This is a genomic window from Flexivirga lutea, assembly GCF_054778955.1.
Genome location: NZ_BAAGZB010000003.1, coordinates 258,721 through 278,642, shown reverse-complemented (window position 1 = coordinate 278,642; position 19,922 = coordinate 258,721). Strand labels below are relative to the sequence as shown.

Here is a 19,922-nt window from a genome sequence, read left to right as displayed (position 1 = left end):
CCACGACAGGGCTAGCTGTCCTGCAACAGCCCTTCCAGCCGGGCCACCGCCGCAGCCGTGTCTGCGTCGACGCGCACCCGGTGGATGCCTCGACGCCTCGACACGAGCTGGTCCAGCCCGGCCCGGTAGTGCGCCCATTCCTCGGCAGCGGCGTCGACCTGCCACGGCTGCGCACCCGTCCGCGACTCGCCCTCGACGATCACCAGCACGAAGTCGAAGTCGGCTGCCACTTTCTCGAAGCGCCGCAATTGCGCCGGGTCGGCGACCAGCTGCGGCACGACGACGTCGTGGCCGCTGCGCAGATGTGCGGCGATCACCTCCAACGCCAGCGAGCGACCCAACTCCGCGGTCTCCTCCCACCGGCCGCCCAGCATCGTGCGCAGCACGTCGATGTCGAGGTTGAGGGTGCCGGGGCGGGTGGCGACATATGCGCGGGCCAGCGTGGACTTGCCCACCCCCGGCAGCCCGTTGAGCAGGATCAGCCGGGGCCGTGCCCCGCCGCCGAGGTTGGCCAGCAAGGCATCACCCGCGTCCGACAACTGGGTCCGCCGCTCCTCGATCTCCGGCACGGCGACCAGGTCGCAGCCGGACAGGAAGTCCAGCGCTCTCAGCTGGGACCTGATCTGGTGGAACCCGTTGAAGTAGGCGCCGGTCCGATGCGGCGCGGACTCGACGATCTCGGTGAACTCCTCGATCGGCCGGGGACCGTCCAGCGCACGGCTGAGGTCCTCACGCAGCCGCCCGTCGCCGAGCCAGGCGGTGAAGATCTCCATGTCGCGGAAGGCTTCGTGCGCCCCGTCGCCGCCGACCGGCAGCAGATCGTCGGCAGCGCCCGCAGCGAAGCCATCGAGCACCCGCTCATCGTCGGTCGTCTCGTCGGTCGTCTCGTCGGTCGTCTCGTCGGTCGTCGCGTCGTCGTGCAAACGGTAGGTCTCACCGGTCCGCGGATCCAAGTAGCCGGACGGATCGTGGCGGTCGTCGAGCAATCCGCCCAGCTCCACGAGGTCGATCTGGGTGAGCCGCAGCATGCGGCACACGTTACGGGGTGACGGCCTCCGCTGTCTGCGCGTCGCGCTCGGCCCGGTTGACCGCGGACAGGATGGCGGTGAGCGACGCCTTCACGATCGAGCTGTGCACGCCGACTCCCCAGATGACCCGGTCGCCGATCGCGCACTCCAGGTATGCCGCGGCGCTCGCGTCGCCACCGGTCGACAGGGTGTGCTCGGCGTAGTCCAGGACCCGCACGTCGACGTCGATGGTGGCGAGCGCGGCGATGAACGCGTCGATCGGGCCGTTGCCCTCGCCCTCGACGGTGATCTGCTCCGCCTGACCGCTCTGCTGGTCGGTCATGGTGGCGACAATGTGGTCGCGACCGTCCTCACCGCTCTGCAGCGTGTGCGTGATCGGCCGGAACCGGCCCCACGCCGACTCGCCCTCGCCGGTGCTCGGCAGGTATTCGTCCTGGAAGGTACGCCACAGCGCCTCGGCCGTGACCTCGCCGCCGAGGGTGTCGGTGTGTCGCTGGACGACCCCGCTGAACTCGATCTGCAGCCGGCGCGGCAGATCCAGCTGGTGCTCGGTCTTGAGCAGGTAGGCGACGCCACCCTTGCCGGACTGGCTGTTGACCCGGACGACCGCTTCGTAGGACCGCCCGACGTCGTGCGGGTCGATCGGCAGGTAGGGCACCCCCCAGACGAGGTCGTCGATGTCCTTGCCGGTCTCCTGCTGCTGGCGTGCCATGTCGGCGAAGCCCTTGTTGATGGCGTCCTGATGCGAGCCGGAGAACGCGGTGAACACCAGGTCACCGCCGTACGGGTGCCGCTCGTGCACCGGCAGCTGGTTGCAGTGCTCGACGGTGCGCCGGATCCGGTCGATGTCGGAGAAGTCGATCTGCGGGTCGATGCCTTGGCTGAAGAGGTTCAGGCCGAGCGTCACCAGGTCGACGTTGCCGGTGCGCTCGCCGTTGCCGAAGAGGCAGCCCTCGATCCGGTCCGCACCGGCTTGATAGCCGAGTTCCGCTGCGGCCACGCCGGTTCCGCGATCGTTGTGCGGATGCAGGCTGAGCATCACCGACTCGCGGCGGGCCAGGTGCGCCGACATCCACTCGATCGAGTCGGCATACACGTTCGGCGTCGCCATCTCGACCGTCGCCGGCAGGTTGACGATCATCTTGTGGTCCGGGGTCGGGTCGATGATCTCGATGACCTCGTTGCAGATCCGGGCGGCGAACTCCAGCTCGGTGCCGGTGTAGGACTCGGGCGAGTATTCGTAGTAGACGTCCGTGTCGGGGATCGTCTCCTCCAGCTTCTTGACCAGCCGAGCCGCCTGGGTGGCGATGTCGACGATGCCGTCCTGGTCCAGCCCGAACACCACGCGCCGCTGCAGCACGCTGGTGGAGTTGTAGAAGTGCACGATGGCCTGCTTGGCGCCGCGGATCGCGTCGAAGGTGCGCTCGATCAACTGGTCACGACACTGGGTGAGCACCTGGATGGTGACGTCGTCGGGGATGTGGCCGCCTTCGATCAGCTCCCGCACGAAGTCGTAATCGGTCTGGCTGGCACTGGGGAAGCCGACCTCGATCTCCTTGTACCCCATGGCGACCAACAGGTCGAACATGCGCTTCTTGCGCTCGGAGTTCATCGGGTCGATCAGTGCCTGGTTGCCGTCCCGCAGATCGACGGCACACCACCGCGGCGCCTTGCTGATGATCTTGCCCGGCCACTGCCGGTCCGGCAGGTCGACCTTGATCTGTTCGTGGAAGGGAACGTACTTGCCGATCGGCATCGCGGTCGGGTGCTGGGGGTGCTTCATGTCTCGCCTTTGCGGATGGGTGCTGGGCTTCGGCCCGGGCAGCAGGAACTCCGCGGCGAGGACGGCCGAATTTCAGGCCTCGCCGCGGCAACCAAGAAGAAGCACGTATGCCGCATGCACGCCCCGGATTTTACGGCACGTCCGGCAGGCGTGTCCACGAGACGGACGTCACGTCCGAGTCGTGGACGGTGCGACATGCGACATGCGACATACATCGTCCGACCGATGTGGGGTCCACCCTGCGTCGGTCACACTGGTGGCATGCCACAGATCTGGGAGCAGGGGCGGCCCACCCGTCGTCAGCTGGTCTTCGACCTGGGCTGCGGCGTCGCCTTCGCGGTGCTGATCGGGTTGCTCTACTCGACCACCGGTGAGGCGATGGCGGTCGCAGTCGTGCTGACGCTGGCCGCAGCGCTGGCGGTCCGGCGGCTGAGCCTGCTCGCCATGGTCGTCCTCGGACTTGCTGCTGCCGCAGTGCAATTCGCACACCCCGACTGGTACGCCAAGCTGGCAGTCGCCGATCTGGCGTATGCCGCCTTGTTCTTCACGCTGGGCGCGCACCCGCGCCTCGGCGTGCGCCGCTTCGGTCTGGCGATGGCCTCGGTCGGCTGCGCGATCCTGCTGGTCTGGACCGCCACGCTCGCCGAGCACAGCCCCACGCTCAGGGACCGCATCTTCGTGTCCGTCGCGCTGACCGCGATGGCGGCGCTGGTGTGCTTCGGAGGCTGGATCGGCGGCTACCTGCGGTTGCAGCGCCGCCGTTCGATCCAGGCGGAGGTGGACGCCCAGCTCGACCTGATCGAGCGTCGCCGACTCGCCGAGAGCTACGAGCACGAGCTGCAGCGCAGCCGGGTCGCCGCCGACATGCACGACATCGTCGCCCATTCCTGGGCGGTCGTGGCCGCCCAGGCCGACGGCGCCCGTTACGCCCTGCACGCCGACCCGGACGCCACCGAGCAGGCCCTGGCGGTCATCGCCGAGACCGCCCGCTCGACCATCGCCGATCTGCGCACCATCCTGGCCGAACTGCGGGACGACGACGTCGAACGCTCCACCCCCGGCTACGAGCAGCACGACCGGCTGCTGCACCGGATGCGGTTGACCGGCATGCGGATCGAGGATCACCGCACCGGCGAGCCGCCCGGCTCCTCGCTCATCGCACTGACGGCCTACCGGTTGCTCAGCGAGGCACTCACCAACGCGCTCAAGCACGGCGATCTGCGGGTGCCGGTGCGAGTCGAGCAGGACTGGTCCGACGGTTACCGGTTGCGCGTCGTCAACGCGGTCGGCTCCCCCGGCGAAGGCACTGGACACGGCATCGTCGGCATGATGGAGCGCGCCGCCATCTCCGGGGGCCACCTGTCCTCGCGCCAGGTGGGCGACCAGTGGCGGGTGGAGGCCGTCATACCCGATCCGCAACGCAGTGACTCCGGCCGGGACGGGCTACCGACCACGCACCCGACCATCCACCCCACCACCCACCCGACATCAGCCATGAAGGAGTCGGCCGGCACGTGACGAACTCACCGATCCGAGTCGCCATGGTCGACGATCAGGCACTGTTCCGCAGCGGTCTCACCCTCGTCATCGACAGCCAGCCCGACCTGCAGGTCGTCGGCGACGGAGCCGACGGCTCGGACGCCATCGACCTGGTGCGGCGCACCACTCCCGACGTGGTGCTGATGGACGTCCGGATGCCCGACGTCGACGGTGTCACGGCGACCCGCCGGGTGCGGGAGACGTTCGGCGACGAAGCACCGAAAGTGTTGGTGCTGACCACTTTCGACCTGGATGCCGCCGTCGCGGACGCCATCGATGCCGGAGCCAGCGGCTTCCTGCTCAAGGATGCCGAGCCGGAGTTTCTCCTCGGCGCGATCCGCGCGGTCGCGGCCGGCAGTCAGGTCGTCGCGGCCAGTGCCACCAAGTCGTTGTTCGAGCGCTTCCGCAGCAGCCAGGCACGCACACCGGGGCAGGAGTACGACCAGCTCACCGCCCGCGAGCGCGAGATCATGCTCCGGGCGGCAGGAGGTATGTCGAACGCCGAGATCGCCTCTGCCGAATATCTTTCCGAGGCCACGGTCAAGACACACATGTCCCGCATCCTGGCCAAGTTGCAGTTGCGCGACCGCGTGCAGCTGGTCGTCTACTGCTACGAGCACGGCCTACTGTGAATCGCCGGTCGAGGAAGTACCGGCGCTGGCCGAGGCCGCATACACCCTGGGGCGTACCCCGATTCGGTCCTGCGCCCGATGTGCCGGACCGCTCCCACCGGTGACGCTGGAGGCATGAGCACCCGACGCACCACACCGGACGGCACGCCCGTCGTCTCCTTCCAGCAGGTCAGCAAGAGCTACGGCATCGGCAGCAGCGCCGTACACGCGCTCGCCGCAGTCGACGCGGACATCCAGCGTGGTGAATTCACCGCGATCATGGGGCCGTCCGGCTCCGGCAAGTCGACCTTCATGAACGTCGCCGCCGGCCTCGACGACGCAACCGCGGGCGCAGTGTTCCTCGCCGGGCAGCCGCTGCACGCAATGGACGACACCGCCCGCACCCTGTTGCGCCGACGCGAGGTCGGCTTCGTCTTCCAGTCCTTCAATCTGGTGCCGACCCTCACCGTCGCCGAGAACATCGTGCTGCCCTTCCAACTGGCCGGGAGGCGGGTCACGCCGGAGGAGAAGCAGTGGATCGACCACCTGCTGCACGTCCTCGGCCTGACCGAGCGCACCACCCACAAACCGGCTGAACTGTCCGGCGGTCAACAACAGCGAGTCGCGATCGCCCGTGCCCTCGCCTCCCGGCCGGCGATCATCTTCGCGGACGAGCCGACCGGCAACCTGGACACCCGGTCCTCCCGTGAGGTGTTGCAGTTGATGCGCTCCGCTGCCACGGAATACGGCCAAACGATCGCCATGGTGAGCCACGACCCGATCGCTGCGTCGTATGCCGACCGGGTGCTGGTGCTGGCCGACGGCCGGATCGTCGCCGCCCGAGGCCGGCTGCACCCGGAGCAGATCTCCCAGCTGCTGCTCGCCTCGGAAGCCGCTGGGCACGGCGCGTCCGGCGGGGTGCGGGCATGAAGCGCGACCTGGTCCTCGGCTCCTCCCGCGAGCTGGGCACCATCGGCCTGGTGGCCGGACTGTCCGGTGCGTATGCCGGTGCGCTGCTGACCTGCAGCGGGCTCGTCGCCGCGATCAGCCAGGAGAACGGCGGTGCGGTCGCCGCGTTCCTGTCCGTGGTGTCCACCGTCTTCATCGGAATGGCCTTGTATGTCGCAGCCGTGGTCATCTCGGCCGGTGTCGCGACCGTCATCGCCGGGCGGCTGCAGGACATCGCCACCCTCCGTCTGCTCGGCGCCAGGAGCGCGGACCTCCGGCGTTCCATCGCCCGGAGCGCCGCTCGAATCTCTTGGTGGGGCAGCGTGATCGGAGTGATCGGCGCGACGCTCGCGACCGACGTCGTGCGCCTGATCCTGGTCGGCGGCGACCATCTGCCGAGCGACGCGGACTACCCGTGGTTCTCCCCTGGTGCCGTGCCGGCGGTGCTGGGGATCACCGCGACCGGGGCGATGGCCGGCTGGGTTGGTTCGCGCCGGGTGCTGGAGGTCTCCCCGGCGCAGGCGCTCGCGGGCACGGCAGGCGCACGGACGGTCACCCGTCGCGCAGGCGCATTGCGCGTCGGCTGCGCATCGGTCCTGCTGGCGGTCGGGATCGCCCTCTTCGGGCTGGCGATGGTGCTCGGCGAACGCGGGGCGACCTCGGGCCTCTTCGTGGCGTTCGTGGCTGCCTGTCTCACCTCGACCGGGCTGTTGGTGGGTGCGCGTTTCGTGCTGCCGGCGCTGGTCGCCGGGGTCGGTCGGCTGCTCGGTGTCGATGCCGCCGCCGTCATTGCACGGCGCAACGCCGTCGCGGACCCGGCGCGGACGACGCGTTCGACCCTCGGCCTCTTCATCGGGGTCGCCTTGGTGACCACGATCGCGTCCGGCACGTCGGCCCTGCAGACCTCGGTCGACTCGTGGCACGGCATGACCGCTCACCAGCGGGAGACCGCGCACACCATGCTGTCGGTCGCGTCGACGGTGACCATCATGGTCGGCGTGGTCTCCTCGCTCATCGCGGCGATCGGTTTCGTGAGCACCATGTCGCTCACCGTGATCCAGCGACGGCGGGAGCTGGGGCTGCTGCGCGCACTCGGCTTCACGGGTGGACAGGTGCGCTCGATGATCACCAAGGAGTCGGTCGCGATGTCGGGCGCCGCCACCGCGGCCGGCATCGGTGTCGGCCTGTGCTACGGGTCGGCCAGTGCGCAAGCGCTCGTCGGGATGGAGACACCCGGCTTCGTGTGGGGTATGCCGTGGCTGGTCCTCGTCGCCATCGTCCTGGCTGCCCTGGCGGTCATCCTGCTGGCGTCCCGGCCGCCCGCCCGGCGCGCGATCGCCACGTCGCCGGTCACCGCGCTGCGGGTGGACACCTGATCCACCTGCCGCGTCCCGCCCGATTGTCAGCGCACGGGTCCACCATGAGAGGTATGAGTTCGTGTCAGATCGTCCCGCCGCACCTGCTCCGCCGGCTCGCCGAGGCGGGTGATCCGGACGTCGCCCGTGCCGCGCGACATACGCTCGAGGCGAGCCTGCTGCAGGTCGGCCGGCGTGCCGTGCGCAGCGCCCAGGCGACCTCGGAGGGCGGCAAGGGCGCAGCCGGGTTGATCCCGCCGCAGCTGCGGGAGCGTGCCGAGCGTTCCGGCGACTACGAGCTGCCCGCTGAGGCGGTGCGTCCGCGGACCGGTGCACCGGCCGGGTTGCAGCCGCAGCGGACGATCTACGATGCCGGGCACACCACGGATCTGCCCGGCACCGAGCGTCGTGGCGAAGGCGATCCGGCCACCTCCGACGAGTCGGTCAACGAGGCGTACGACGGTCTGGGCGACACCTTCGCGCTCTACGCCGACATCTATGACCGCAATTCCCTGGACGGCAAGGGCCTGCCGCTGCTCGCCTCGGTCCACTACGACCGCAACTACGACAACGCCTACTGGGACGGCGAGCAGATGGTGTTCGGAGACGGTGACGGCGTCTACTTCCGGTCGTTCACCGACTCCGTCGACGTGATCGGCCACGAGCTGACGCACGGCGTGACGCAATACACCGCGGGACTGACCTACGTCGGTCAGTCCGGCGCCCTCAACGAGTCGATCTCCGACTGCTTCGGTTCGATGGTCAAGCAGCGTGTCGGCGGTGAGACCGCGGCGGACGCCGACTGGCTGATCGGCGCCGGTCTGTTCACCGCGAAGGTGCAGGGTGTGGCGCTGCGGTCGATGAAGGCCCCCGGCACCGCCTACGACGATCCCCATCTCGGCAAGGACCCACAGCCGGCGACGATGGACGGCTATCAGGATCTGCCGCACGACCAGGCGCACGACAACGGCGGTGTGCACATCAACTCCGGCATCCCCAACCACGCGTTCTACCTGGCCGCGGTCGCCATCGGCGGCACCAGCTGGGATGGCGCCGGCCGCGTCTGGTACGACGTGCTGACCACCGGCAATCTGCCCAAGGATGTCGACTTCGCCGGCTTCGCCGAGGCGACGATCAAGTCGGCGGGCGCACTCTTCGGCGCCGGTGGCAGACAGGAGCAGGCGATCCAGCAGGCCTGGATCGACGTCAAGGTGTTGGGCAGCTGATCAGCGCTTGATGTCCGGGAGCCGACGTATGGCGAAGTAGCGCTCGTCGATCTCCTCGATGCCGAAATGCCCGATCGGCACCTCACCCAGGACGAGTTCCTCGTCCAGACCGAAGGCGTGGATCGTCGACACCACCTCACGCACCTGCTCACCGTCGCGCAGCACCCGGAACGTGTTGGTGATCTCGACGCGTCCGTCGCGCACCGGCTGCGACTCGAACCAGCGCTGATATTCCATCCGTCCCATCGCACCGGACTGCACCAGGGTGCGTGCGACCGGCTCCTCGGGGACGCCACCGTAGGACCGGCTCAGCAGGATCGGTGCGCCGGGAGCCATCACCTGCGCCATACGTCGCCAGAACGCCTCGCGTGCCCGACCACCGAGGAAGTAGATGACGTTGAACAGCAGCGCGCCGCCGCACTGGCCGGGCAGCCAGGCATCCAGGATGGATTCCGGCAGGACGGTCGTGCGGGCCCGGATGTCGTCGCGCTCGGCGATCCGCAGCATCTGCAGCGAGCGGGTCAGCGGCTCGGGCTCGACCGAGACGATCTCGGCGTCCGGGAAGCGTTCGGCGAGGGTGACCGTGGTCAGCCCGCTGCCGGAGCCGATGTCGATCAGCGGTAGCTGCGGCAGGAATCCGGCTGCGTCCCAAGGGATCCCGTGCACGTAGTCACGCTCCGGATCCACCGGCAGGCGCAACACCTCCCCGAACTCCGCCCAGACCAGACTTTCTCGATCGCGCGCCATGGGCACCCATCCTGCTGCATCCGGATCGCACCCCATGGGTCGGGCCGGCCGCGTGGCGCCGCGACCTCAGTCGCGAGGCGGCAGGACGTAGATCCCGAAGTGGTTCTCACCCTGCCGGACGACGCCCACCGCCTCGGCCGTCGGCGGCACCGGTGCCGCTGACGGCTGCTCGTTCAGCCACACCACCGCGACGGGCAGTGCAGTCGTCGGCGCGCGGTCGGTGCGGCGGAACGCCGTGTCGTCGTGCGCCTGGATCGCGGGCGGCAGAAACACCTCGAACCCGTCGTTGCGCAGCGCGAGGCCGAGGGATGGCGCGACCTCGAAAACCGGCCCGAGACCCGTCCCGTGCACCGCCACCGCGCGACGTGCACCGTCGACGGTGGGCCAGCGGGACATCATCGCCACAATCCCGGACTCGGCGGCGCGGACGTCCTGGCCCACGGCGATCTCGCCGGCCGACGTGGTGGTCGCGTCCGACACCACGAGCCCACCGGTCACGGCCAGGGCGCATCCCGTCACGGCTGCCAGCGCACCGCGCGCTGAACCGAGACGGACGGGAAGCCACCGGAGCAGTTCGACCAGCGAGGCGATGACGACGACCATCGCGAACGCAGCCACCGGGGCACCGGCCGCCACCATCCATGCCTCGGCGAAATAGGCGGTGTGCGGCACCATCAGGATCTGGATCACGAACAGCGCGAGGCCGGCGAGGGCGACGCGTGCGGCCCGGCCCAGGACGGGCGGGAGACGCACCGCCCGGGCGACCGACGCGATCAGCGCCAGGGCCGTCGCGCCGAGGAGCGTCAGCGCCTTCGCCGACGGGACAGCGACCCCGGGAAGCAGACCCCGGGCGATGAACTCGAAGCGATCGACCGTAGGTGCCGGCACCGCGGCCGGTGCCGAGGAGCGCAGCTGCTGCAGCAGGCTGGTGACGTTGTTCGGGTCGTAGATGATCAACTCCAGCGTCACCGGCAGCCACAGCAGCGCTGCCAGCACCGCGCAGCACTGCATCGGCCGGGTCAGTCGCCGCCGTTCCGCACCGACCGGAAGCCAACCGCGCCGGGGCCACCAGGCGTCCCGCTCGCGGTGCCAGGCATGGGCACCCACCACGAGCACGATCGCGGTCAGACCGGTGACCAGGTAGGCATAGGACAGATGCGACTGCACCGCGATGGTGCCGGCGAGGACGAAGAGCGGCCAGTGGCAACGCTGCCCACCGACGAATTCCACGGTCACGAAGAGCATCAGCAGGATCAGCAGCAAGGGCGGAAAGGGGTTGAACGGCCGGAAGAAGAGGCCGGCGCCGATCGAGCAGGCCGTCACCAGGACTGCGAAGGCGCCTGCGACGGCGCCGGGCACTCCAGCCACCCGCGACCCGACGCGCACGGTGGCGACCGCCGCCAGACCGTTGACGAGTGCGACTCCGACGAGGATGCCCCATGCGCTGAACCGGAACGGCACCGCGCCGACGGATGCCGCGTAGTAGAGAGCGGGACCGGGATGATGCGGATAGCTGCCACTGAACCCCGGCGTGCTGGCCCAAGGCCCCATGACACGGGGGTGACCGGTCCACGTGTCACGCATCGCCATCGCGGTGAAGGCGTCGTCGTTCGTCGGCCACCACCCGCGGGCGTGGACAATCAGCACGGTCGCCGCCACGGGGACGAGCACAGCGGCATACACGAACGCCAGCGCGATCCGTTCGAAGTCCGCCCGTGACCGGCGGTTCGGCCGTCCCATGGACGGCTCAGAAGCCGAGCTTGGACAGTTGATTGGGGTCGCGCTGCCAGTCCTTGGCGATCTTGACGTGCAGGTCGAGGAACACCTTCTGCCCGAGCAGTTCCTCGATCGCCTGGCGCGCCCGGGTGCCGACATCGCGCAACCGGGAGCCGCCGCGACCGATGATGATCGCCTTCTGGCTGGAGCGCTCGACGAAGATGTTGACCCGGACGTCCATGAGCGGCCGGTCTGCGGGGCGGTCCTCGCGTGGCAGCATTTCCTCCACGACCACGGCGATGCTGTGCGGCAGCTCGTCCCGCACACCCTCCAGTGCCGCTTCGCGCACCAGCTCGGCGACCATGACATCGTCGGGTTCGTCGGTGAGCACGCCGTCCGGGTAGAGCTTCGGGGACTCCGGCAGGTATTTCATCAGCACGGCGAGAACGGTGTCGACCTGCTCGCCGGCGGTTGCGGAACAGGGCACGATCTCCTGCCAGTCGCCCAGCTGCTCGATCGCGACAAGGTGCTCGGCGAGCCGGTTGCGATCGACGGTGTCGGACTTGGTTGCCAGCGCCACGACGGGGCGGCGACGGCCGCGCCGCAACTCCGCCAGCTCGGCAGCGATGAACTGGTCGCCGGGGCCGATGCGCTGGTCGCACGGCAGGCAGAAGCCGATGACGTCGACGTCCATCAACGTCTCACGCACCACGTCGTTGAGCCGCTGCCCGAGCAGCGTGCGCGGCTTGTGCAGTCCCGGCGTGTCGACCAGGATCAGCTGTCCCTCGTCCGTGGTGGCGATGCCGCGGATGGTGTGCCGCGTCGTCTGCGGCTTGCTGGAGGTGATCGCGACCTTCTGCCCCACCAGAGCGTTGGTCAGTGTCGACTTGCCGGCGTTCGGCCGGCCGACCAAGCAGGCGAATCCCGCACGGTAGTCACTCATTGCAGTACTTCCTTCGCCGACGTGCGCCCATGGGGCTGGAGAACCACCGTCAATCCTGCTGTATGCCGGCGGTCGCGTGCACATCCGCCCCCGCGTCACCGCCGGCTGCGGCAGGGGCGGCCGCCTCCGGCGACTCCTCCCGCTCCACCACGACCGTCGCGATCTGGTGTCGCCGCCCGGCCAGACGTTCGGCCGTCAGGTGCAGCCCGGCGACCGTGGCGCCGGCGCCGGGGATCGGCACGCGGCCGACCAGCTTGGCCAGCAGGCCGCCGACGGTCTCGACGTCGTCCTCCTCGATGGTGACGTCGAAGTACTCGGCGAGGTCGTCCACCGACATCCGGGCCGGAACACGCACCGTGCCGTCCGGCAACTGCTCGGGTCCCGGCGTCACCCGGTCGAATTCGTCGTCGATCTCGCCGACGACTTCCTCGATGATGTCCTCCAGGGTCACCAGGCCGGCGGTGCCGCCGTATTCGTCGATCACGATCGCGAAGTGGCGGCGTACCAGCTGCATCTCGCGCAGCAGATCGTCGGCCGGCTTGCTGTCCGGCACGAACGTCACGTCCCGCATCACCGAGGTCACCGGCTCGTCGAGCAGTTCGTCACGGCGGAAGACCCGTGCCGCGACGTCCTTGAAGTAGAGGACTCCGTCGATGGCGTCCGGGCTGCCGTCGGCCACCGGCACACGGGAGAAGCCGGATCGCATGAACAGGCGCATCGCCTGGCCGAGGGTCTTGCCGGCATCGATGGTGATCATGTCGGGACGCGGCACCATCAGCTCGCGGACGACAGTTTCGTCGAGCTCGAAGACCGACTGGATCATCTTGCGCTCGTCGTCCTCGATGAGCTCCGAATCCGTTGCCAGGTCGACGTATTCGCGCAGCTCTTCCTCGGTGTCGAACGGCCCGTCACGATAGCCGCGTCCGGGGGTCACGGCGTTGCCGACGGCGACGAGGGCGCGGGCGATCGGTCCGAGGATGCGGTGCAGCCACAGCACCACCGGAGCGGCGCCCAGCGCCACGGGTATGGCGTGCTGGCGCCCGAGCGTGCGTGGTGATACCCCGACCAGGACGAAGGACACCACGGCCATCACCGCGATCGCGACCAGCAGCGCCACCCAGAAGTCGTCGACGGCCTCGCGGACCGCCAGGGTCACCAGCACCGCTGCGGTCGCTTCGGCGGCGACCCGCAGGAAGGTGAGCACCATCGCGACGGCCGAGGTGTCCTGGGCCAGCCGCGCGAGCGCGTCGGAGCCGCGCCGCTGTTGCTCGACCAGGTCCTCCGCGGTGTGGCGGCCGATCCGGCTGAGGGCGGAGTCGACCGAGGCGAAGGCGAAGCCGAGGACGACCGACACCAGCGCTGCGATGAGCAGGGCAACCATGGGTCTCACTCGCCGGTCGGCGGGATGATGCGCACGTCCTCACCCTGGCGGTCGCGGCCGGCGAGGAAGGTGAGCAACAGGGTGCGCTGCAGCGAGAACATCTCGCGACGCTCGTCCGGCTCTGCGTGGTCGAAGCCGAGCAGGTGCAACAGACCGTGGACGGTCAACAGCAGGAGCTCCTCGGCGGTCGTGTGTCCCGCCTCGGCCGCCTGCTTGGCCGCGACCGTCGGGCAGAGCACGATGTCGCCGAGCACGCCCTCGACGGGCTCGTCACCGGCCTTGCCGGGCCGCAGCTCGTCCATCGGGAAGCTCATCACGTCGGTCGGCCCCGGCAGGTCCATCCACTGCTTGTGCAGCAACTCCATGGCCGGCTCGTCGATGATGCCGATGTAGAGCTCGACGTCGGGGTGCACGTTGAGCTCGTGCAGCACGTGGACCGCGCACTCGCGCAGTTCCGGCAGGTCGACCTCGAAATCCGTCTCGTTGAGCAGGTCGATGCTCATCTATTTGCCCCGCCGTTCGGCACGGACGACCTTCGCCGGACGAGCCGATGCGCCGCGGGCATCGAACTCCTCGTAGGCCTCGACGATCGCACTGACCAGCCGGTGACGCACCACGTCCTGGGCGGTCAGCCGGGAGAAGTGGATGCCCTCCACGTCCCCGAGGATGTCCTGCACGACGCGCAGACCCGACATGGTGCCGCCGGGCAGGTCCACCTGGGTGACGTCTCCGGTGACCACCATCTTGGAGCCGAAGCCGAGCCGGGTGAGGAACATCTTCATCTGTTCCGCCGAGGTGTTCTGGGCCTCGTCGAGGATGATGAACGCGTCGTTGAGGGTCCGTCCGCGCATGTACGCCAGCGGCGCCACCTCGATGGTGCCGGCGGCCATCAGCCGTGGGATGGAGTCGGGGTCGATCATGTCGTGCAGGGCGTCATACAACGGCCGCAGGTAGGGGTCGATCTTGTCGTTGAGCGTGCCGGGCAGGAAGCCCAGCCGCTCCCCGGCCTCGACCGCCGGCCGGGTGAGGATGATCCGGTTGATCTGCTTGGCCTGCAGCGCGGCGACCGCCTTGGCCATCGCCAGGTAGGTCTTGCCGGTGCCGGCCGGGCCGATGCCGAAGACCACGGTGTGCTCGTCGATGGCGTCGACGTATTCCTTCTGCCCCAACGTCTTCGGCCGGATGGTGCGACCGCGGTTGCTGACGATGTTCATCGTCAACACATCCGCCGGACGCTCGCGGGTCCGTGCCCGCAGCATGCCGATCGAGCGCTCGACGGCGTCACGGTTGAGCTGTTGGCCCGCGTCCAGCACCGTCAGCAGCTCGTCGAGCAGTTCCTCGACCAGTGCCATGTCGGCGGGCGGGCCGGCCAGGTGGAAGACGTTGCCCCGCACGTGGATGGTCAGCTTCGGGAAGGCCCGCTCCATGGTGCGTAGCAACTCGTCGCGCGGCCCGAGGAGCGTCACCATCGACACGTCCGGCGGAACCTCGATGGTGTGCTGGGCGTGCACGTCGCCCGGTGCGCCGGGGTCGGTGCCGGTGTTGTCGGCCGACCGCTTCAGCGACCCGGGCTGAGGATCATGATCATCACTTGTCATCGTGCGTCCCATTCTACGGGCGATGACCGACGCCTTCGAATCGTTTGCTGCCCGATCGCCCCGTAGGACCCATCGGTCCGCCGAGAAGACCTCGCTCTCGTATCTCCGCGACAGAGCCCCGTCACCGCTCGAGCTTGCTCATGCCGATCGGCAGTGCGCTCCACCACGTCGCCAATCCACTGATCGTTGCAGACGGCGGAACTCCCCTGCCGCATGAGTCGTGCCGGGAGCTCGTTGCGGTCGCCGATCGACCACCGGGAAGGCAGATCGACGACGCGGACCGCTCCGAATGTCACCACAGCCCTCTTGCGCCTCAAGGCTCAGGCTGCCGCGGTGTGGTGGCCGGGCATCAGGCCGGGTGTGAGGTCCCAGTGCACGCCGTCGGGTCGGATCTCGGCCAGGTAGCCCTGCCGGTGCACGGTGCGGTGATGCCTGCCGCACAACAATGCCGAGTCGGTCAGGCAGGTGTGGCCGCCGGCCCACCAAGGGGTGACGTGGTGGACTTCGCAGAACCCGGGTGGCCGGTCGCAGCCGGGGAAGGTACACCCGTGATCGCGCAGGATCACCGCGGCCCGGATGGCCTTGGTGGCCAGGCGTTGTCGCCGTGCGACGTCCAGGGGTCGGCTGGGACCGCCGAGGACGGCGGGGATGAGGTCGGCGGTGCAGGCGAACCGCCGCGCCGCGCCCGCATCGATCACGTCGCCGGTGCTGGTGTGCGCGGGGCCGCTGCCGTGGGTGAGGGTGTCCAACCCGATGGTCAGCAACACTGTCGCGGCACTGGCTTGCACACCGTCCCCCGCCGCGGCACGGGCGCCGGCACCGACCAGGTCCATCAGCGCGTCCGCCCGACGCTTGCCCGCCGAGCGTTCATCACGCACCGGCTCACCCGAACCTGCGGACGGATCGAAGGCTTCGGATGTGTCGGCGCCGCCGAGGCCGAAGACGGCACCCGACCCGTGACCCGTGCTGGCATCGGGTTTCGCCGGATCGGGCGCGGACTTGGCGTTGATCGCTTCCTTCAGAATGGCCGCGTTCGCCGGCGACAACTCGGCCACCAGCCGGGTCATCCCGGTCGGTGTCGTCGACCACGACAGCGTCTCGGTGTCGTCGAGCTTCTCGTCGTCGTCGGAGAGCTTGTCCGGGGCGTAACAGGCCAGGATCTCCCGTGTCAGCCGGGTCAGACCGGCACACCCCAGCGAAGAGTCCACCTGCAGGAACCAGCCCAACACCTCGTCACGGTCGGCGATCGGGATCACCGGCCCCACCTTGTCCGCCTGCGTCAGGGCGGTCCGTGCCGATTCGACCGAGCACGACCCGTCTCGAAGAGCCTGGCCGATGACAGTGTTCTTCCGCGCCCGGCACGCGTCCGCGACAGCGGCCATCGTCCGCACCGTCTTCGGCTCGACCGGGACATCGCCGACATGAGCGCCCAACCATTGGGCCGTGGTGGCCGCGTCCGACCGGTCGACCGCGCCTCGTTCGGCCGCGTCTGCGGCCACCAGGGTGACCAGCTGCGCGGACCGGCCCTGCAGCCGCAACAGCGTCGCCACCAGTTCGTCCTCCTGGTCGCCGCCCACCTGGTGCACCGCACCCGGCACCTCGTCCAACACGACCGCTGCCGCCTGCAACACCGCCAGCACTTCCGGGCCACGCCCAGGCTGCGCGACCAAGGCAGCATCCACCACTGAATCATGGATGCTCATGGCGTGAATCCCCCTGGCCTGTCTGTGTTTTCGTCTACCCACAGGATACCGGAGTGCACTGACAACGGCTAGTATTTCATCGAACACATTTCTGATTAACTGGTTGACTGTCTGCCGGGCGTCCGCAGTCGCCAGGCTCCGATGGGGGCGTGGTCTCGATACGCCTCCCTCGCTCCGCTCCTCCGGCACTCGACCGACGCACGTTTCCGCACGTGCCCTTCGAGACGCTCGCTCGTCCCTCACGAACTCCTCAGGGCGCGAGCTCGGCCACACAGCTTCTGGCGGATTCGGGCGCTGATCTCGATACGCTCCTCCGCTTCGCTCCCCCGCTACTCGATCGACGCTGTGCCGCTTCTCCCGCTACTCGATCGGCTTCGTTCGTCGGCCTGCCGCCAGCCACATCGCGAGCAGCCAGACGCCGGCACCGACGACGAAGCACCACGCCATACGACAGGTGGCGCCGGGTGCAGTGACGGAGCCGGCGATCGCACCGAACAACCCCACCCCGAACGACGTTCCGGTTTGCCGGGCGGCGTTGTTCAGGCCGCCCACCACCCCCGCTGCGCTCGGCGCTGCTGCCACCGACGTCGCGACCAGCGGCATCACCAGCATGCCGAGCGCCACGCCCGCGAGCAGCATCCCGGGGACCAGGGGCAGCAGCGCGTGCGGTGCGCGCCATACCGCGAGCGCCAGCGACAGTTCGCCGAGCACGCCGACGACGAACCCGGCGCGGATCAGCCGAACGGGACGGATCCGCACCATCCGCCGGCGCGCCAGCAACGGCACGAGTGTCAGCGGCGCGAACATCGGCAGTGTCGCCAGGCCGGCGGAGAAGGCGTCCCTGCCTTGCACCGTCTGGAGCAGGAAGGCCAGCACCAGCAGGGAACCGTTCCCGACGAGGTTCATCCCGAGCGATCCGGCAGACGCCCGCAGCAACTCGCGGTTGCGCCACAGCTCACGCGGCACCATCGGCGCCGCGGCGCGTCGCTGCCCGACCACGAACGCCGTTCCGCTTGCGCCGGCCGCCGCCACGAGGAGCAATCCGACCGGACTGGTCCCTGCGCGGCCGAGTTCGATGAGTCCGGCGATCGCGCATCCCAGGCTCGCGGTCGAGGTCACCGCGCCGAACCGGTCGAGCGGCCGCTGCTGGGTCCGGCCGCGCGGCAACGTGACCGCACCCACCGTTGCCGCGACCACGACGGGCGCATTGATCAGGAAGATCAGGCGCCAACTGCCGACGCCGATGAGCGCGCCACCGACCAGCGGCCCGAGCGCGACCGCCGAGCCCGAGACACCGGACCACACGGCGATCGCCCGAGCCCGTTCGTCCGGGTGCTCCCAGATCGCGGTGATGAGCGACAGACTGGCCGGCAACATCGCCGCTGCACCAACGCCCTGCACCACCCGGCCGGTCACCAGCACCGGGAGCGTCGATGCCGCCGCACATCCGATCGAGCCCATGCCGAAAGCCACCAGCCCCACGACGAACGCACGACGCGCGCCCCACCGATCGGCGCCGGTTCCCGCAGTCAGCAACAACGCCGCGAGCGGCACCGTGTAGCCGTCGACCACCGCCTGCGCGCCGGCCGTGCCGCCGCCCATGCCCCGCTCGATGCTGGGCAGCGCGACGTTGACGATCGACACGTCGAGCAATACCAGGAACATCGACGAGCACAGGATGAGCAGGCTGCGGCCACGCCCGCCCTGCGCCGTGCCGGCCGGTGCGGATTCCGTCGTCGTCATACGCACCAGCCTGCGCCGTGAACCTTCGGCGCTCACCGAACCGTGCAGCGGACGCTTCGGTGGCCGGCGAAACGTCCGGCGGCGAGAATGGCGACATGACCGGGAAGCAGCAGCGGGACGTCGCGGACGTGGCCGCGGCCTTCGCCGACCGTGCTCGGGCACGGATGATCGGCGCACTGATCGACGGGCGGCGCCTGCCCGCGTCGCGCCTGGCGACGGAGGCCGGGGTCAGCGCCGCGACCACCAGCGGTCACCTGCGGCGGATGCTCGATGCCGGGATCGTCCAGGTGGAGGTGAGTGGTCGGCACCGCTTCTACTATCTGGCCGACGCGCAAGTGGCCGCCGCTTATGAGGCGTTGATCGCGATGACCCCGCTGCCCCCGATCACCTCGCTGCGGACGGGCACCCGGATGGCACGGCTGCGCACGGCGCGCACCTGTTACGACCACTTCGCCGGCCGGCTCGGTGTCGCGATCACCGCCGCCCTGATCGACACGGGTGTGCTGCACGCCCTCGACGCACACGCCGACACCCGCCGCCGGGTCGGCGACCGCCTGTCGGCACCGGTCCCGGCCGATCGCTTCGAGCTCGGGCCCGGAGCGCAGGACCACCTGGCGTCCTGGGGCGTGGATCTCGCGGCGGTCGAGGCCCTCAACCGGCCGACGCTGCGCTTCTGCCTGGACTGGACGGAGCAGCGCGAGCACCTGGCCGGCGCGCTCGGTGCGGCCATCCTGTCCGCCGCGCGGGACCGTGCCTGGGTCTGCGACGGTCCGCGCCCGCGCGAACTCGCGCTGACCTCGGCCGGCGCGGCCGGCTTCGCGCGGCTGGCGCCGGCGATCTCGCAGGAGTTGGCCGGCTGATCACCAGCGGCTGCGGGCCAACAGGACCGCGAGCGCTGTCGGGCCGGCGTTGGACGCACGCAGCACCGTCGGCCCGAGGCGTATGGCGCGAGCGCCGACCGCCTCGAACGCCGTCAGTTCGTCGGGGCTGATCCCGCCCTCAGGCCCGACCACGACGACGACTTCTCCTGCAGGCACGTCGAATTCGCCGATCGCGACGTCCGCCTCCTCGTGGAGTATGACGACGGCGTCGGCATCCTGCAGGCGTGCCGGTGCGCTCCGGCTGGTCACCAGCGGCTCGACGTCCGGCACGGTCGGGCGGCGTGACTGTTTGCTGGCCGAGACGACCAGTGATTCCCATTTCGCGTGCGCCTTGTCCGCTTTGGCGCCGCGCCACTGGACGATGCTGCGATCGGCCTGCCACGGGATGACCGCGTCCACGCCGAGCTCGGTCGAAGCCTCGACGGCTTGCTCGTCACGGCCACCCTTGGCCAGCGCCTGCATGAGCACGAAACGGGTTGCCGGACGGTGGGATTCGCGAAGAGTCGCGATCTGCACGGTCAAGCCGTTCCGGGCTGCGGCGACGATCGGGCCCTCGGCGACCCGGCCCGATCCGTCCGCCACCTGCACGGTCTCGCCGACCGCCAGGCGGCTGACCACCACGGCGTGCCGTGCCTCGTCACCGCTGACCGTGACGGTGCCGCCGACGGCGGCTGCGTGCAGCGCACCGACGGTCGCGAAGAAGAGGCGTGCGGTCACCGG

General features: G+C 69.6%; 17 protein-coding genes. 6 read left to right on the top strand and 11 right to left on the bottom strand.

Going from position 1 to position 19,922, the window contains the following annotated elements:
- Nucleotides 1–11 precede the first annotated feature (11 nt).
- Entirely contained in the window at nucleotides 12–1,028 is a 1,017-nt protein-coding gene (locus ACYVBN_RS14005) for an AAA family ATPase (RefSeq protein WP_460601058.1), read from the bottom strand.
- 10 nt (nucleotides 1,029–1,038) lie between these two features.
- On the bottom strand, nucleotides 1,039–2,811 hold the full coding sequence (gene leuA / locus ACYVBN_RS14000) for a 2-isopropylmalate synthase (protein ID WP_440282540.1): 1,773 nt from the start codon (nucleotides 2,809–2,811) through the stop codon (nucleotides 1,039–1,041).
- A gap of 261 nt (nucleotides 2,812–3,072) precedes the next feature.
- Between leuA and ACYVBN_RS13995 the strand changes: the two genes are divergently transcribed.
- The 5 genes from ACYVBN_RS13995 to ACYVBN_RS13975 all read left to right on the top strand — a co-directional run bounded on the left by ACYVBN_RS13995 (nucleotide 3,073) and on the right by ACYVBN_RS13975 (nucleotide 8,490).
- A complete protein-coding gene (locus ACYVBN_RS13995; protein WP_460601057.1) occupies nucleotides 3,073–4,329 on the top strand; it encodes a sensor histidine kinase in 1,257 nt (418 codons plus the stop codon).
- A 23-nt stretch (nucleotides 4,330–4,352) separates the two neighbouring features.
- Nucleotides 4,353–4,982, top strand: coding sequence for a response regulator (locus tag ACYVBN_RS13990; RefSeq protein ID WP_460601174.1), 630 nt, complete (start codon nucleotides 4,353–4,355; stop codon nucleotides 4,980–4,982).
- Between the two features lie 114 nt (nucleotides 4,983–5,096).
- Nucleotides 5,097–5,891: an ABC transporter ATP-binding protein gene (locus tag ACYVBN_RS13985; protein ID WP_460601056.1), complete on the top strand. Its 795-nt coding sequence runs from the start codon at nucleotides 5,097–5,099 to the stop codon at nucleotides 5,889–5,891.
- Complete coding sequence (locus ACYVBN_RS13980; protein WP_460601055.1) at nucleotides 5,888–7,285, top strand: ABC transporter permease; 1,398 nt, start codon at nucleotides 5,888–5,890, stop codon at nucleotides 7,283–7,285. The genes ACYVBN_RS13985 and ACYVBN_RS13980 overlap by 4 nt, the downstream gene beginning before the upstream one ends.
- A gap of 53 nt (nucleotides 7,286–7,338) precedes the next feature.
- On the top strand, nucleotides 7,339–8,490 hold the full coding sequence (locus tag ACYVBN_RS13975; RefSeq protein WP_460601054.1) for a M4 family metallopeptidase: 1,152 nt from the start codon (nucleotides 7,339–7,341) through the stop codon (nucleotides 8,488–8,490).
- Here ACYVBN_RS13975 and ACYVBN_RS13970 read toward each other — a convergent pair whose 3' ends face one another.
- The 8 genes from ACYVBN_RS13970 to ACYVBN_RS13935 form a co-directional block, all read right to left on the bottom strand.
- Complete coding sequence (locus tag ACYVBN_RS13970; RefSeq protein WP_440282535.1) at nucleotides 8,491–9,237, bottom strand: class I SAM-dependent methyltransferase; 747 nt, start codon at nucleotides 9,235–9,237, stop codon at nucleotides 8,491–8,493.
- Between the two features lie 66 nt (nucleotides 9,238–9,303).
- Entirely contained in the window at nucleotides 9,304–10,977 is a 1,674-nt protein-coding gene (locus tag ACYVBN_RS13965; protein WP_460601053.1) for a hypothetical protein, read from the bottom strand.
- A gap of 7 nt (nucleotides 10,978–10,984) precedes the next feature.
- On the bottom strand, nucleotides 10,985–11,896 hold the full coding sequence (gene era / locus ACYVBN_RS13960) for a GTPase Era (protein ID WP_460601052.1): 912 nt from the start codon (nucleotides 11,894–11,896) through the stop codon (nucleotides 10,985–10,987).
- A 49-nt stretch (nucleotides 11,897–11,945) separates the two neighbouring features.
- Complete coding sequence (locus tag ACYVBN_RS13955) at nucleotides 11,946–13,277, bottom strand: hemolysin family protein (protein WP_460601051.1); 1,332 nt, start codon at nucleotides 13,275–13,277, stop codon at nucleotides 11,946–11,948.
- 5 nt (nucleotides 13,278–13,282) lie between these two features.
- Nucleotides 13,283–13,780 (bottom strand): rRNA maturation RNAse YbeY, encoded by a 498-nt coding sequence (gene ybeY / locus ACYVBN_RS13950; RefSeq protein WP_460601050.1) that lies wholly within the window; start codon nucleotides 13,778–13,780, stop codon nucleotides 13,283–13,285.
- A complete protein-coding gene (locus tag ACYVBN_RS13945; RefSeq protein WP_440282530.1) occupies nucleotides 13,781–14,875 on the bottom strand; it encodes a PhoH family protein in 1,095 nt (364 codons plus the stop codon). It lies immediately after the preceding gene.
- A 320-nt stretch (nucleotides 14,876–15,195) separates the two neighbouring features.
- Nucleotides 15,196–16,578 carry an HNH endonuclease signature motif containing protein gene (locus ACYVBN_RS13940; protein ID WP_460601049.1) on the bottom strand — a complete coding sequence of 461 codons (1,383 nt, stop codon included), beginning with the start codon at nucleotides 16,576–16,578 and terminating at the stop codon, nucleotides 15,196–15,198.
- Nucleotides 16,579–16,938: 360 nt separating this feature from the next.
- Nucleotides 16,939–18,321 (bottom strand): MFS transporter, encoded by a 1,383-nt coding sequence (locus ACYVBN_RS13935; RefSeq protein ID WP_460601048.1) that lies wholly within the window; start codon nucleotides 18,319–18,321, stop codon nucleotides 16,939–16,941.
- Nucleotides 18,322–18,416: 95 nt separating this feature from the next.
- Here ACYVBN_RS13935 and ACYVBN_RS13930 point away from each other — a divergent pair, with 95 nt between their 5' ends.
- Entirely contained in the window at nucleotides 18,417–19,181 is a 765-nt protein-coding gene (locus ACYVBN_RS13930) for a helix-turn-helix domain-containing protein (protein ID WP_460601047.1), read from the top strand.
- Here ACYVBN_RS13930 and ACYVBN_RS13925 read toward each other — a convergent pair whose 3' ends face one another.
- Nucleotides 19,182–19,919 (bottom strand): 16S rRNA (uracil(1498)-N(3))-methyltransferase, encoded by a 738-nt coding sequence (locus tag ACYVBN_RS13925; protein WP_440282525.1) that lies wholly within the window; start codon nucleotides 19,917–19,919, stop codon nucleotides 19,182–19,184. It lies immediately after the preceding gene.
- Nucleotides 19,920–19,922: the final 3 nt, after the last annotated feature.